The 13,115-nt window shown below is 75.5% G+C and carries 12 protein-coding genes; 8 read left to right on the forward strand and 4 right to left on the reverse strand.

From position 1 onward, the window contains the following. Nucleotides 1-84 precede the first annotated feature (84 nt). Nucleotides 85-603, forward strand: a complete 519-nt coding sequence (locus ACFY0X_RS12565; RefSeq protein WP_387752736.1) for a GNAT family N-acetyltransferase — start codon at nt 85-87, stop codon at nt 601-603. 40 nt (nt 604-643) lie between these two features. Then, the gene (locus ACFY0X_RS12570; protein ID WP_387752739.1) at nt 644-1,924 is read left to right on the forward strand and encodes a GNAT family N-acetyltransferase; all 1,281 of its coding nucleotides are present in this window, start codon (nt 644-646) and stop codon (nt 1,922-1,924) included. A 79-nt stretch (nt 1,925-2,003) separates the two neighbouring features. Here ACFY0X_RS12570 and ACFY0X_RS12575 read toward each other — a convergent pair whose 3' ends face one another. Continuing rightward, nucleotides 2,004-2,822 carry a TetR family transcriptional regulator gene (locus tag ACFY0X_RS12575; RefSeq protein ID WP_387752741.1) on the reverse strand — a complete coding sequence of 273 codons (819 nt, stop codon included), beginning with the start codon at nt 2,820-2,822 and terminating at the stop codon, nt 2,004-2,006. Nucleotides 2,823-3,002: 180 nt separating this feature from the next. On the opposite strand from ACFY0X_RS12575, the gene ACFY0X_RS12580 reads away from it, so the two are divergent. Then, nucleotides 3,003-3,575 (forward strand): GNAT family N-acetyltransferase, encoded by a 573-nt coding sequence (locus tag ACFY0X_RS12580; protein ID WP_387752744.1) that lies wholly within the window; start codon nt 3,003-3,005, stop codon nt 3,573-3,575. Nucleotides 3,576-3,666: 91 nt separating this feature from the next. Here the strand turns inward: ACFY0X_RS12580 and ACFY0X_RS12585 are convergent, their stop codons facing one another. Then, a complete protein-coding gene (locus ACFY0X_RS12585) occupies nt 3,667-4,146 on the reverse strand; it encodes a macro domain-containing protein (protein ID WP_387752746.1) in 480 nt (159 codons plus the stop codon). Nucleotides 4,147-4,155: 9 nt separating this feature from the next. Then, entirely contained in the window at nt 4,156-5,541 is a 1,386-nt protein-coding gene (locus ACFY0X_RS12590; protein ID WP_387752749.1) for an MFS transporter, read from the reverse strand. 114 nt (nt 5,542-5,655) lie between these two features. Between ACFY0X_RS12590 and ACFY0X_RS12595 the strand changes: the two genes are divergently transcribed. Next, nucleotides 5,656-6,630 carry a LysR family transcriptional regulator gene (locus ACFY0X_RS12595; RefSeq protein WP_387752751.1) on the forward strand — a complete coding sequence of 325 codons (975 nt, stop codon included), beginning with the start codon at nt 5,656-5,658 and terminating at the stop codon, nt 6,628-6,630. A 79-nt stretch (nt 6,631-6,709) separates the two neighbouring features. Here ACFY0X_RS12595 and ACFY0X_RS12600 read toward each other — a convergent pair whose 3' ends face one another. Further along, nucleotides 6,710-7,324, reverse strand: a complete 615-nt coding sequence (locus ACFY0X_RS12600; protein ID WP_387752754.1) for a YceI family protein — start codon at nt 7,322-7,324, stop codon at nt 6,710-6,712. A gap of 204 nt (nt 7,325-7,528) precedes the next feature. On the opposite strand from ACFY0X_RS12600, the gene ACFY0X_RS12605 reads away from it, so the two are divergent. From ACFY0X_RS12605 to ACFY0X_RS12620, 4 genes are all read left to right on the forward strand, one after another. Then, nucleotides 7,529-10,678 (forward strand): SNF2-related protein, encoded by a 3,150-nt coding sequence (locus tag ACFY0X_RS12605; RefSeq protein WP_387752756.1) that lies wholly within the window; start codon nt 7,529-7,531, stop codon nt 10,676-10,678. Next, nucleotides 10,675-10,875, forward strand: coding sequence for a hypothetical protein (locus tag ACFY0X_RS12610; protein WP_387752758.1), 201 nt, complete (start codon nt 10,675-10,677; stop codon nt 10,873-10,875). Before ACFY0X_RS12605 ends, ACFY0X_RS12610 begins: the two co-directional genes overlap by 4 nt. Before the next feature lie 153 nt (nt 10,876-11,028). Then, nucleotides 11,029-11,913 carry an RNA polymerase sigma factor SigJ gene (gene sigJ / locus ACFY0X_RS12615; protein ID WP_387753182.1) on the forward strand — a complete coding sequence of 295 codons (885 nt, stop codon included), beginning with the start codon at nt 11,029-11,031 and terminating at the stop codon, nt 11,911-11,913. Between the two features lie 34 nt (nt 11,914-11,947). Next, nucleotides 11,948-13,045 carry a MerR family transcriptional regulator gene (locus ACFY0X_RS12620; RefSeq protein WP_387752761.1) on the forward strand — a complete coding sequence of 366 codons (1,098 nt, stop codon included), beginning with the start codon at nt 11,948-11,950 and terminating at the stop codon, nt 13,043-13,045. The last annotated feature ends 70 nt before the right edge of the window (nt 13,046-13,115 follow it).

A 13,115-nucleotide genomic window follows, 5' to 3' on the forward strand; every position in this document is an offset into this window, starting at 1 on the left:
GAGGATGCCAGCCCGGGCTGCCCGGGCGCCACTGTCGGTGGGCCGCGTTAACGTGGCCGCCCGGACCGGCACTGAGGAGGCGTCATGCGACTGCGGGATGTTCGGGCGGAGGACGTCGAGGCGTACGTCCGGATGCGCTGCGACCCGGTGATGATGGCCGAGCTGGGCGGCCCGCTGCCCCGGGAGGCGGTGGAGGAGCGGCTGCGCAAGGACCTCGCCCTGACGGCCGCCGACGGCCCCTGGGTCAGGATGATCGTGCCGGACGGCGCCGAGGACGACGAGGCGGTGGGCACCGTCACGCTCTGGTCGGACGAGGAGGACGGCGTGACGGTCTCCGAGATCGGCTGGATGGTGCTGCCCGAGCACCAGGGCCGCGGCCTCGCCAAGGCGGCCGTCCGTCAGGTGCTGGACGCCGCCGCGAACGGTCACTGGGGCGAGATCCACGCCAACCCGGGGGTCACCAACGGGCCGTCCAACGGGATCTGCCGGGCGCTCGGCTTCCGGCTGCTCGGCGAGCGGGACATCGACTTCGCGGGCCGCGTCCTGCGCGCCAACCACTGGGTGGTGGTGCCGGGCGAGCACGTCGGGTCGGGCACGGAATAATCGGATGCCGCCACCCGGAGGGCCGCCGTACGGTGGCCCCATGGGCAGCAGCATCGATCACACGACCGTCGACACCGTGAACGGGCTCCAGGTCCGGGCGGTCTCCGAGGACGAGGTGGAGGCCTGGGGCCGCGCGCTCGACCTCGGCTTCCTGCGCCCTGACCTGGGCAGCGCGGCGGACCTGCGCCGTCGGCAGTGGGTGCCGGGCCGGATGCTGGCCGGCCTCGACGGCGACCGCCAGATCGCGACCTTCCGCAGCTTCGACGCGGAGCTGACCGTTCCGGGCGGGGCCGTCGTCCCGGCCGACGCGATCACCAACGTCACGGTGAGCGCCACCCACCGCCGCCGGGGCCTGCTCAGCGCGATGATGCGCCGGGACCTCGCGGCGGCGGCCGACCGCGGCAGCGCGGTCGCCATCCTGATGGCCGCCGAGTACAACATCTACGGCCGGTTCGGCTTCGGCCCGGCCACCCGTGGCGGCGGCTGGAACATCGAGCTGCGCCGCACCCGGGGGCTGCGCGACGGGCTGCCGGGGGTCCCCGGCGGCCGGATCGACTTCGTGACCATGCCGGAGCTGCGCGAGCTGGGGGCCGCGCTGTACAAGCGCTGGCGGCACACCCAGCCGGGCGCGATCGACCGCGACGCGCTCTGGTGGGAGCGCACCGTCGGGGAGGTCCGTACGCCGGGCAACGAGTTCAAGGAGCCGTTCGCCGCCGTCCACCGGGACGCCGACGGCGCGGTCACCGGTCTGGTGGTCTACCGGATCGGCGACAAGTGGGACGGCGCCTACCCCGACTGCAAGCTCACCGTGGAGGAGTTCCTCGCCCACGACCTGCCCACCTCCGTCGAGCTGTGGCGCCTGGTGCTCTCGGTCGACTGGGTGGCCCGGGTCGAGGTGCCCAACCTCGGCCCCGACGACCCGCTGCCGCTGCTCCTCCAGGACCCGCGCGCGGCCACCCCGCACGAGGACAACGCGGACCTGATGTGGCTGCGGGTGCTGGACGTCGAGTCGGCGTTCGCCGCCAGGACGTACGGCGCCCCGGGCCGGGTGGTGCTGGAGGTCGACGACAAGCTGGGCTACGCCTCGGGCCGTTGGGCGCTGGAGGTGTCCGAGGACGGCACCGGTCGGTGCGCCCGCACCACGGACGACGCCGACCTCGCGCTCGGCGCCTCGGAGTTGGGCTCGCTCTACCTGGGCGCCGAGACGGCGTCGAGGCTGGCCTCGGCCGCGCTGGTCACCGAGCTGCGCCCGGGCGCGGCGTTCGCCGCCGACCTGCTGCTGCGCACCCCGGTGCGGGCCTGGTCGCCGACCGAGTTCTGAGGCCGTCCACGTGGAGGAGGCCGGCCCGCGCTCGTCGCGGGCCGGCCTCCTCCGTCGTCGGGTGCTGCTCGTCCGGGTGCTACTTGACCGCCGTCTTGCCGATGGTGGGGAGGATGAAGTCCTGGATCAGGCCCTTGGCGTCACGGACGATCGGCCGGAAGACCCGGTAGCGGGACAGGTTGATCACCCGGGCCGCGAGCGGCGTCGAGCGGCGGACGAACTCCCTGGTCCGCTCGGTGTCCGGGGTGCGGTCGAAGACCCAGTAGAGCACCACGATCATCAGGTGCAGCCAGAGCACGTCCGGCAGCAGCTCGACCAGTTCGGCGTCCAACTTGGGCGCCAGCTCGGAGCCCTGGAGCACCTCGCGGAACAGCTCCACGGCGGTCGCCCGGGCCGGGTGGGACTCGTTGGAGAACGGGCTCAGCGAGCTGGTCGGGTCGGCGGCGGTGCGGAAGAACTGCGCGGAGAACTCGTGGTACGGCGCGGCCGTGTCGAGCCAGGAGGTCAGCGCGATCTGCAACCGCTCGGAGAAGTCCCGGGTGTGGGCCATGCGGCGTTTGGCGTCGGCCGCGTGCTCGTAGGTCATCCGGTCGTAGAACCCCTGGATCAGGAATTCCTTCGCGGAGAAGTAGTAGTACGCGTTGCCCACCGAGACACCGGCCTCGGTGGCGATCGCGCGCATGGTGGTCTTCTCGTAGCCCCGCTCCTGGAACAGCCGCATGGCCGTCTCCAGGATCAGCGCCCGGGTCGCCTCACTCTTGTCGGTCTTCGGCTGTGCCCGGCCGCCGGGCAGGGGCCCGGTCTCCGGCCCGGGCCCGCCCTCCGGTCCGGGCACGGCCGGAGCCCCGGCCGTGCCGTTCTCGCCGTCCGTTCGGTTCGTCGCTGCCAGGTCGTCCACGAGCACGAGCCTAGCCGGAGACGACGTTCCACCCGGTGTCGGTGCTCGTGGTACCGGATGCCCCCTCCGCATCCGGTACCACGACGACCCCCCTCATTTCGAACGCGTTCAAAAACCCAGCAGAACTGTAGTCGTATCGGTTGAACATGTTCAACTCCTTCTCTGTGGGAGGCTGGTCACATGATCAGTTCAGGTCAGACCCTCATCCGGCGCGGCGGACCGCGGGACGCCGATTCCGTCGCCGAACTGCACGCCCTGAGCTGGCGCACCGCCTACCGGGGGATCGTCCCGGAGGAGGGACTGGGCGACGGAATGGTCGCCCAGCGGCGCGAGCTGTGGAGACTCCGCCTGGACGCCGACTACGGGGAGCCGGAGAACACCCCGGAGCTCCTGGTGGCCGAACGGGCCGGTGCGACGGTCGGGTTCATCTACCTCGTCCCGCAGCCGGACGGCGCGGTGCTGATCGACAACCTGCACGTGCGCCCCGGCCTGAACGGTGGCGGCATCGGCCGGGAGCTGCTGACCGCGGCCCGCGCCCGGGTGGCCGAGCGGCACCCCGGGGCCGGACTCTTCCTGGAGGTGCTGCGGGACAACACCCGCGCGATCGCCTTCTACGAGCGCGAGGGCGCCGAGCGGGTGCGGGAGCAGGAGGGCGAGTTCCCCGGCGGATTCCTGCTGCCCGAGTACGTGTACGCCTGGCCGGCCGCTCGCGTGGCGGTCGGGGCCGACCGGCCGGAGCCGACGGACCGGTAGGAAACGGATTGGGGGAGTCGATCGGTGGGAACGGACCGATGGAGACGGTCGGTGGAAAGGGATCGGTGGAGGGACCGCCGGATCGTTCCGGTCAGTCGAAGTCGTAGACGGTCACCGGGACGCCCCGGGCCGTCAGCCGGGCGGTGACCAGCGGTTCGACCCGCTCCCACCGCCCGCCCGCCAGGCCGCAGCCGATCCGCGGCATGTGGACGGAGGCGCCGAGCCGGAGCGCGTGGCCGCCGAGCGCGGCCAGCCCGGTGTCGATCGCCTCGTAGCGCACCGGCACTCCGGTGGAGCGCCCCGTCCGGATGCCGCGCTGGCCGACCAGGTTGGCCACCCAGAGGTACGGACCGACCGGCACCAACTGGACGGCGCCCAGGCCGAAGTCGTTCTTCGCCCGCTCCCGGTGCCAGCGTCGGTACGCCGCCTCGGGCTCGGGCCAGCGTCTGGAGAGCGCGAGCACGAAGCCCTTGCCCCAGCCGCCGAGGTCGTTGCAGACGTGCGCGATCACCTTCACGCCCTTGCCCTGGGGCGTGGTGGCATCGCCTCGGACGTAGGTGATTTCCCCCATGCCTCGACGTTAGAGGGTGCCACTGACAATCGGCTCGGCATTTTCCGCCGCCCCGCTCCGGCCCCCGTCCGCCGCCCCGCTCCGGCCGCCGTCCAGCGCCGTGCCCTGGCCGCCCTCGACCGCCTCGCCCGCCGCCGTGCCCGCCGCGCCGTCCGCGGCCGGCGCCTTGCGCATCGTCAGGTGCCGCCGCCCCGCCAGCGCGATCAGCAGCGCGGCCCCGGCGGCCACGGCGGGCAGGGCGTAGCCGGTGCCCGGCGCGGCCTGCTCGGCGACTGTCCCGGCGAGCGCCGCCCCGGCCGAGATGCCGACCACGATGCCGGACACCGCCATCGCCATCCCCTCGTTGAACTGCCGCTGCGGCAGCAGCTCCTGGACCAGCGTCATCCCGGTCACCATGGTCGGAGCGGTGGCGGTGCCGGCCGCGAACAGCGTCACCCCGAGCAGCCCCAGCCCGGCCCCGCCCAGCCCGGCGGCGAGCGGCAGCAGCAGCACCGCGGCCATCGCCGTGGCGCCGAGCAGGAAGCGCGCACCCGGTGCCCGGCGCGGGGTCAGCAGCCCGAACAGCAGCCCCGCCACGCAGGAACCGGCCGCGACCAGGGCCAGCAGCAGGCCGGCCGAGGCCTTGTGGCCGAGCGCGTCGGCGTACGCCACGGTGGTGATCTCGGTGGCGCCGAAGACCATGCCGGTCGCCAGGAAGGTCAGCACCAGCACCCGCAGTCCGGGCGCCCGCAGCGGGGAGCCGTGCCGCCGGCCGGCCGCCTCCCGCCCCTGCGCCGGGGCGGCGGGCAGCGGGGGTTCGGTGCGCCGCTGGGCGGCGAACAGCAGGGCGCCGGCGGTGCCGAGGGTGCCGGCGGTGATCAGCCCGGCCTCCGGCGCGAGCGTGGTGCAGAGCACCATCGCGAGCACCGGCCCGGCCATGAAGCAGAGTTCGTCCAGCGCCTGTTCGAAGGAGTTGGCCAGGTGCCGGGCGGCCGGGTCGTCCCGGTACAGGTGGGCCCAGCGGGAGCGGGCCATGCCGCCGAGGTTGGGGGCCGCCGAGCAGGCCGCGGAGCAGAGCGGGAGCGTCCAGTCGGGTGCGCCGAGTCGGACGCAGAGCAGCAGTCCGGTCAGCGGAACGGCGTTGTACAGCGCGGCCGGTACCGTCACCCGCGCCTGCCCGTAACGGTCCACCAGCCGTCCGATCAGCGGCATCCCGATGGCGCCGGCGACCAGCCCGGCCGCCGAGACCGCGCCGGCCAGCCCGTAGGAGCCGCGCCGCTCGGAGAGCAGCACCACCAGTGCGACGCCGTTCATCGACAGCGCCAGCCGGCCGAGCAGCCCGGCCAGGGTGAAGGCGGCGGCGCCAGGGGCCGCGAACAGCCGCCGGTAGGAGGTGAGGAGGGCGCGCGGGGGCATCGGGCTCCTGTGAGCAGGGGGAAGGGGTGTGCACCCAGCCTGGCGCCGGCGGCGGGCGGCCGTCCAACACCTGTTCCGCCGTACTCACAACACGCTGTTGTTAATCTTCCGCCCATGCCCCGTGACCTGCACCCCCGTCTGCTCCGCGGCTTCGTCGCGACCGCCGAGACCCTGCACTTCGGCCGGGCCGCCGAGCGGCTGCACATCGCCCAGCAGGCGCTCAGCCGGGACGTCCGGGCGCTGGAGGGGCTGCTCGGCGAGGCGCTGTTCACCCGCACCACCCGCAGCGTCGAACTCACCCCGGCCGGGGAGCGGTTGCTGCCCCGGGCGCGCCGCTTCCTCGCCCTGCACGACGAGATCCTCGCCGGGGCGCTGACCGGGGCCGCCGCCCGGCCGCTGCTGCTCGACCTCAACAGCGACGTCACCGGCCCGGACCTCACCGCCGACCGGGTGCTCGAACGGGCCCGCGCCGCCTGGCCGGAGGGCGAACTGCTGGCCCGCTTCCACGGCGGACTGGCCGCGGCCGCCGCCGAACTGCTGGCCCACCGGCTGGACGCCTCCTTCGGCCGCTTCGCCGGGCTGCCGGCCCCGGTGCGCGGCCGGCTCGTCCAGCTGCCGGTGCGGTTGGAGCGGGTCTCGGTGATGATGGCGGACACCCACCCGCTGGCCGACCGCCCGGTGCTGCGGGTGGCCGAGCTGGCCGGGCACCCGGTGGACGTCTGCGCGGGCAATCCGGCCACCACCGAGTGGACCGACCTGGGCACCCGGCTGCTGCGCGAGCACGGCCTGACGGCGGCCGCGCCCTACGTGCCGCCGGTGGGCGTGGACGAGACCGCCCGCTACCTCGTCCGGCACGGCGATCCGATGCTGACCACCGTCGGCGGCCCGCGGATCCCGGGGACGGTTCACGTCCCGCTGGTGGAGCCGGTGCCGCTGAGCCTGGTCAGCCTGGTGCACCGGCCCGGCGAGCGTCACCCGGGGCTGCGAGCGCTGGCCGCCGCGGCGAGCGCGCTCGGCGCGGCGGAGGGCTGGCTGCGCCGCCCGGCGGGCAGCTGGCTGCCCGAGGCGGACGCCGCGCTGCTGCCGTAGCCGCCCCGCCGGGGGAGGGAAGGAAACCGCCCCTGCCCCGGGGGGAAGGGCAGGGGCGGTGCTCAGGGGGGAGGTCGGCTCAGGCCGCCTTGACGGCGGAGACGTCGAAGCTGAGCTTGACCTTCTCACCGATCAGGACGCCGCCGGTCTCCAGGGCCGCGTTGTAGGTCAGCCCGAACTCGGTGCGGTCGACGACGGCCTTGCCCTCGAAGCCGACCCGCTCGGCGCCGTACGCGTCGGTGGCGCTGCCGGTGTACTCCAGGTCCAGCACGACCGGGCGGGTGGTGCCCTTGATGGTGAGGTCGCCGGTCATCCGGTACGAGTCGCCGCCGAGCAGCTGCGCGGAGGTGCTGCGGAAGTGGATCTCCGGGTGGGTCTCGACGGCGAAGAAGTCGCCGGTGCGCAGGTGCTCGTCGCGCTGGGCCTGGTTGGTGTCGACGCTGCCGACCTTGATCACCAGCTCGGCCGAGGAGTTGCCGGGGTGGGACCCGTCCAGGTGCAGCCTGCCGTCGTACTCGGTGAAGCGGCCCTTGACGTTGGTGACCATCGCGTGGCGGACCGAGAAGCCGATCTCGCTGTGCGTGCTGTCGATCGTCCAGTCGCCGGTCAGGTGGGCGAGGTCCGGGCCGGCCGGGGTCCGGACGGTGGTCGCGGCGGGGGCGGTGACGGTCTTGGTGCGGTTGAACAGGCCCATGGCTTCCTCCTTGGTTCGAAGCCAGTTGTTTAGGCTTCAACTTGTTGGCTCCAGCGTAGGACAACTTCGTTCAACTTTCAACCATGCGGGGATGGCTTCCCCCGGACGGCTCAGCGGACCGGCCCTGTCGGCCCTCCCGGTTAGGCTGCGAGGAACGGTTCCACCCCTGCGAGGAACGGTTCCACCCCGCCCGGAAGGCCTCCGATGTTCGTCCTGCACGCGCTCTGGCGGGCGGACGGGCAGCTGGCGCTCTGGGCCGAGGACGCCCGCGCCCACCCCGGCGCCACCGAGCCGCCCCCCGGCCGGCCCGCCCCGCGCGCCCACCCCTACGCCTGCCCGGCCGGCGAGCTGGCCGCCGTGCTCGGCGGCATCGGCCCGGGCCTCGGCTGGCTCGCCGGGCAGGCCCCCGAGCGCTGGGCCACCCTGCTGCTGCCCACCGTCGGCACCGTCCCCGCCCCCTCTCCCGACCTGCCGGTCACCCCGCCGCGCGGCGGCGCCGTCCTCACCCCCTGGCGGGTGCCGGCGCTGCTCTTCGACACCGCGGCCGCCGCCCAGCTGCTCGGCGAGGTCTTCGACCCGGTCTGGGCCGTCACCGGCACCGACCTGCCCGGTGCCGGACGGGTCGAGGTGGTCCACGGCCCCTCGCTGCGCTGGCTCACCGGCGTGCACGACCTCGCCTGGCGGACGGTCGGCCGCGGCCGGGTGCTGCCGCTGCCGGTCGGGGCCGCCGACGGCCGCCCGCGGGCCCGGTGGCGGCCCGACCTCACCCCGGCCGGGCGCCGCGAGGCCGCCGCCCTGGCCGCGGGCTGCCCGCCCGTCCTGCTGGGGGAGTGGCCGCACGGGCCCGGCGGCGGCGATGCGCTGCTGGGTGCCGCCCTGGGCGCCCTGGTGGACGCCGAGGCCCGCGCCGCACTGGCGGACACGCCCTTCCCACCGCCCGGCGCGGCCGGGGCCGTCGCCGAACGCTGGCTGCACGCCCTCGCCACCCCCGACGGCGGGTTCGACGGCGCCCCGCCCGGGGAGGTCGCCGAACTGCGCCGCCGGCTCGGCGCCTGGTACGCCGCCGCCGAGCCAGTCGACCCGGCGGTGCGGCTCTGCTTCCGCCTGGTCGAGCCGCTCGGCCCCGACCAGGACGACCCCGAGGGCCGCCCCTCCGACGACGCCTGGCAGCTGGAGTTCCTGCTCCAGGCCGTGGACGAGCCCTCCCTGCTGGTCCGCGCCGCCGACCTGCACGAGGGCGGCGCCGCCCACGCCGCGCTGGCCCGCAGGACGGCCGACCCGGTCGACGTCCTGGTCGCCGAACTCGCCCGCGCCGCCCACCGCTGGCCCGCCCTGGACGGGCTGCGCCACCGCGCCCGTCCGTCCGCCCTGCCGCTCGACCGGACCGGCGCGCTGGACTTCCTGCGCACCGCCGCGCCCGCCCTCGCCGAGGGCGGCTTCGGGGTGCTGCTGCCCGCCTGGTGGCGCCGCCGCCCCCGGCTCGGGCTCGCCCTGCGCGCCACCACCCGGCCCGCGCCCGGCTCGCTCGCGGTCAGCGGCCAGGTGGACCGGGACGCCGTCGTCGCGTTCCGCTGGCAGGCCGCGCTCGGCCCGGACGGGGACCCGCTCAGCGAGCGGGAACTGGCCGAACTCGCCGCCGCCAAACAGGGGTTGGTCCGGGTGCGCGGCACCTGGCTGGAGGCCGATCCGGCCCAGATCGCCGCCGCGCTCGCCTTCCTCGCCGACCGGCGCGACGGCGTGCTCGCCGCCCCCGAGCTGCTGCGGCTCGCCCTCGACCCGGACGCGACGGTCGCCGGGCTGCCGGTCACCTCGGTGCGCGCGGACGGCCCGCTCGGCGAACTGCTCGCCGGGCGGGCCGGCGCCGCCCCCGCGCCGGAGCTGCCGCCGGACTTCCGGGCCGTGCTGCGCCCGTACCAGGAGCGCGGACTGGCCTGGCTGTGGACCATGTCCGGGCTCGGCCTCGGCGCCGTGCTGGCGGACGACATGGGTCTCGGCAAGACCGTCCAGACCCTCGCCCTGCTCGCCTCCGAGAAGGCCGCCGAGCGGCCCGAGGGCGCCGCCGCCCCCACCCTGCTGGTCTGCCCGATGTCCCTGGTCGGCAACTGGCAGCGCGAGGCCGAGCGCTTCGCCCCCGGCCTGCGGCGGTACGTCCACCACGGCGCCGACCGCCTCGGCGCCGAGCGACTGGCCGAGGCCGTACGGGGCGTGGACCTGGTCATCACCACCTACGGGCTGGTCCAGCGCGACCTCGCCGCCCTGCGCGCGATCCGCTGGCGCCGGGTGGTCGCCGACGAGGCCCAGCACATCAAGAACACCGGCACCGCGCAGTCCCGGGCGATCCGCGCGCTGCCCGTCACCCGGCACCGGATCGCGCTGACCGGCACCCCGGTGGAGAACCGGCTCGCCGAACTGCACGCCGTCCTGGACTTCGCCAACCCCGGCCTGCTCGGCCCCGCCGAGCGCTTCAAGGAGCGCTACGCGATCCCGGTCGAACTGCACCGCAGCCCCGAGCGCACCGCCGAACTCCGGCGCCGCACCGCCCCGTTCGTGCTGCGCCGGGTCAAGTCCGACCCGGCGGTGGCGGCCGAGCTGCCCGCCAAGCAGGAGATGACCGTCTGGTGCAACCTCACCGCCGAGCAGGCCGGCCTCTACCAGGCCGTGGTCGCCGACCTGCTGCGGCGGGTCGAGGGCATCCGGGGCGTGGAGCGGCGCGGCACGGTGCTGGCCGCGATCGGCAAGCTCAAGCAGGTCTGCAACCACCCGGCCCAACTGCTGCACGACGGCTCGGCGGTGGGCGGCCGCTCGGGCAAGGTCGCCCGGCTGGCCGAACTGCTGGAGGAGGCGCTGGCCGAGGGCGACCGCACGCTGGTCTTCACCCAGTACGCCGAGTTCGGCACGATGCTCCGCCCGTACCTGGAGCGCCGGCTCGGCGAGGAGGTGCTCCACCTGCACGGTGGGGTGTCCCGGGCGCGCCGCGAGGAGCTGGTCGAGCGCTTCCAGTCCCCGGACGGGCCACGGGTGTTCCTGCTCTCGCTGCGGGCCGGCGGCACGGGCCTCAACCTGACCGCCGCCAACCAGGTGATCCACCTGGACCGCTGGTGGAACCCGGCGGTCGAGGCGCAGGCCACCGACCGCGCCTTCCGGATCGGCCAGCGCCGGGACGTCCAGGTCCGCCGACTGGTCTGCGTCGGCACCGTCGAGGAGCGGATCGACGAACTCCTCGCCGCCAAGAGGTCGTTGGCCGAGGCGGTGGTGGGGGAGGGCGAGCACTGGCTCACCGACCTCTCGGCCGAGGCACTGCGCGAACTGGTCGCCCTCACCCGGGAGGACGCCGTGGCCGAGGAGGACGCGTGACCGACGACCCCCGACCGCCCGCGGTCAACGTCGCCGCCTACTGGCGCGGCGACTTCACCCTGCGTCCGGTCCCCGCCGAGGAGGAGGACGGCCCCGACGAGCCCTCGCTGCGCCGCCTCGGCCGCTCCGGCATCACCGTGCACGGCCGCGACCTCGCGGTCCTGCTCGCCCCCGCCTACGAGGCATTCCGGGGCTGAGCGCGGCGGCTACCGTGCGGTAGCGTCGCGCGGGTGACCGACACCCACGACACCGGGCCGGCCCGCGTGGCCGGGCCGACGGGAGACCCCGGCCCGGCCGGCGGAGCCCGGCCCGCCGACCCCCGGCTGGCGGCCTTCGAGCAGCACCGGCGGATGGTCTTCGGCATCGCCTACCGGATGCTCGGCAGCGTCGCCGACGCCGAGGACCTGGTCCAGGACACCTGGCTGCGCTGGAGCGGCGTCACCGGCCCGGTCGCCAGCCCCGGCGGCTTCCTGGCCCGTACGGTCACCAACCTCGCGCTCAACAAGCTGGACTCGGCCGCCGTCCGCCGCGAGTCCTACGTCGGCCCCTGGCTGCCCGAGCCGCTGGTCACCGAGCCGGACGCGACCGACGGCGTCGAGCGGGCCGAGACCGTCTCGGTCGCCCTGCTGGTGGTGCTGGAGAGCCTGTCCCCGCTGGAGCGGGCGGTGTTCGTGCTCAAGGAGGCCTTCGGCTTCTCCTACCAGGAGATCGCCGGGGCCCTGGACCGCACCGAGGCGGCCTGCCGCCAGGTCGGCAGCCGGGCCCGCGCGCACGTGCGCGCCCGCCGGCCGCGCTACGACGCCCCGCCCGAGCTGCGCCGCCGGGCCACCGACGAGTTCCTGGCGGCCTGCGTCGGCGGCGACCTCAACCGGATGCTGGACCTGCTCGCCCCCGACGTCGTCAGCTGGACGGACGGCGGCGGGGTGATCCGGGCCGCGCTGCGCCCGGTCACCGGCGCCGAGAACGTCGCCCGCTTCATCCTCGGGGTGCTCCAGCGGCTCGGCGAGGGGGCCGGCGCCCGTCCGGTCCTGGTCAACGGCGAGCCCGGCGTGCTGGTCACCGTGGGCGGAGCGGTCGACTCCGTCTCGGTGTTCGAGTTCGCCGAGCAGCCCGACGGCGCCGTGCGGATCTCGGAGATCCGCGGCGTCCGCAACCCGCACAAGCTGGCCCACCTGGCCGGCCTGGGCCCCGCTCCCGCCCCCGGTGACGGCCCCGGCCGACCCGGCCCGGCTTGACCCTCGACCAGGTCGAGCCCGCAGAGTCACCGGGATGGAGAGCGAGCTGCACAGCATCGGCGAACTGGCCCGCGCCAGCGGACTGGGCGTCGGCACCCTGCGCTACTACGACGGCGCCGAGGTGCTCACGCCCGCCTGGGTCGATCCGCAGACCGGCTACCGCTGGTACCGGCCCGGCCAGCTCGCCGACGCCCGGCTGCTGGCCCGGCTGCGCCGGGTCGGCCTGCCGCTGGCCGGCATCCGCGCCGTGCTCGGCGCCCGACCCGGCGGCGGCGAGGCCCGGCAGGTGCTCGACGCGCACCTGCGCCGGCTGGAGGACGGCCTCGCCGACGCCCGCCGCGAGCTCTCCCTGATCCACGCGATGATCGACCAGAGGGAGCAGCCGATGACCACCACCCCCGCCGGACTCCGGTTCACCGTCCCGGCCGACGGCCTCGCGGCCGCCCTGGACGCGGTCCGCTTCGCGGTCTGCGGGGACCCGGAGCTGCCCTCGCTCGCCGGCGTGCTCTTCGAACCGGACGGTCCGGTGCTGCGCCTGGTCGCCACCGACCGCTACCGGATGGCCTTCGCCGAGGTGCCCGCCACGGGCGACTCGCCCGAGGGGCCGGTGGCCGGCACGGTCGTCCCCGTCGCGCTGGTGGACGCGCTGCGCGCGCTGCTCGGCGCGGGGGCGGCCGAGGTGGCGGTCACCCTCGGCGGCGGGTTGGTCCGGGCCGAGGCCGGGGAGCACCGGATCGAGGGCGCCGCTCTCGACTTCGACTATCCCGACCACCGGGCCGTCGCCCGGCTGGAGCCCGAGCACCGGATCACCCTGTCCGCCGCCGACCTGCGCGCCGCCGTGGAGAGCGGCGCCACCCGGACCCTGCCCTCCGGCCCGGGCGGCGCCGACTGCGAGGTCACCGTCCTGACCCTGGGCGGGGACGGCCGGCTGGCGGTCGCCGACGACCCGGCCCCCGAGGGCTACCGGCTGGCCGTCAACCGGGACTTCCTGCTCGACGCCCTCGACGCCGGGCGGCCCGGGCAGCTGCTCCTCGAACTCGGCGGCCCGATCGCCCCGCTGGCCGTCCGCAACCCCGGGCGGGCGGGCACCTTCTCCGTCCTGATGCCGATCCGGCTGCCCGAGTCCGGCTGACCGGCGGGGCCGGCCGGCCGGTCAGCCGGTCGGAATCCGGAAGGACTCCGGAGGGACTCCGGAAGCGCTC

The organism is Kitasatospora sp. NPDC001547, from assembly GCF_042894165.1.
Taxonomy (GTDB): Bacteria; Actinomycetota; Actinomycetes; order Streptomycetales; family Streptomycetaceae; genus Kitasatospora.

What these genes read in the sequence shown, in the direction of transcription:
- ACFY0X_RS12565 (WP_387752736.1), top strand. Translation starts at nt 85, where the DNA reads ATGCGACTGCGGGATGTTCGGGCGGAGGACGTCGAGGCGTACGTCCGG.
- ACFY0X_RS12570 (WP_387752739.1), top strand. Translation starts at nt 644, where the DNA reads ATGGGCAGCAGCATCGATCACACGACCGTCGACACCGTGAACGGGCTC.
- ACFY0X_RS12580 (WP_387752744.1), top strand. Translation starts at nt 3,003, where the DNA reads ATGATCAGTTCAGGTCAGACCCTCATCCGGCGCGGCGGACCGCGGGAC.
- ACFY0X_RS12585 (WP_387752746.1), bottom strand. Translation starts at nt 4,146, where the DNA reads ATGGGGGAAATCACCTACGTCCGAGGCGATGCCACCACGCCCCAGGGC.
- ACFY0X_RS12590 (WP_387752749.1), bottom strand. Translation starts at nt 5,541, where the DNA reads ATGCCCCCGCGCGCCCTCCTCACCTCCTACCGGCGGCTGTTCGCGGCC.
- ACFY0X_RS12595 (WP_387752751.1), top strand. Translation starts at nt 5,656, where the DNA reads ATGCCCCGTGACCTGCACCCCCGTCTGCTCCGCGGCTTCGTCGCGACC.
- ACFY0X_RS12600 (WP_387752754.1), bottom strand. Translation starts at nt 7,324, where the DNA reads ATGGGCCTGTTCAACCGCACCAAGACCGTCACCGCCCCCGCCGCGACC.
- ACFY0X_RS12605 (WP_387752756.1), top strand. Translation starts at nt 7,529, where the DNA reads ATGTTCGTCCTGCACGCGCTCTGGCGGGCGGACGGGCAGCTGGCGCTC.
- sigJ (WP_387753182.1), top strand. Translation starts at nt 11,029, where the DNA reads ATGGTCTTCGGCATCGCCTACCGGATGCTCGGCAGCGTCGCCGACGCC.
- ACFY0X_RS12620 (WP_387752761.1), top strand. Translation starts at nt 11,948, where the DNA reads ATGGAGAGCGAGCTGCACAGCATCGGCGAACTGGCCCGCGCCAGCGGA.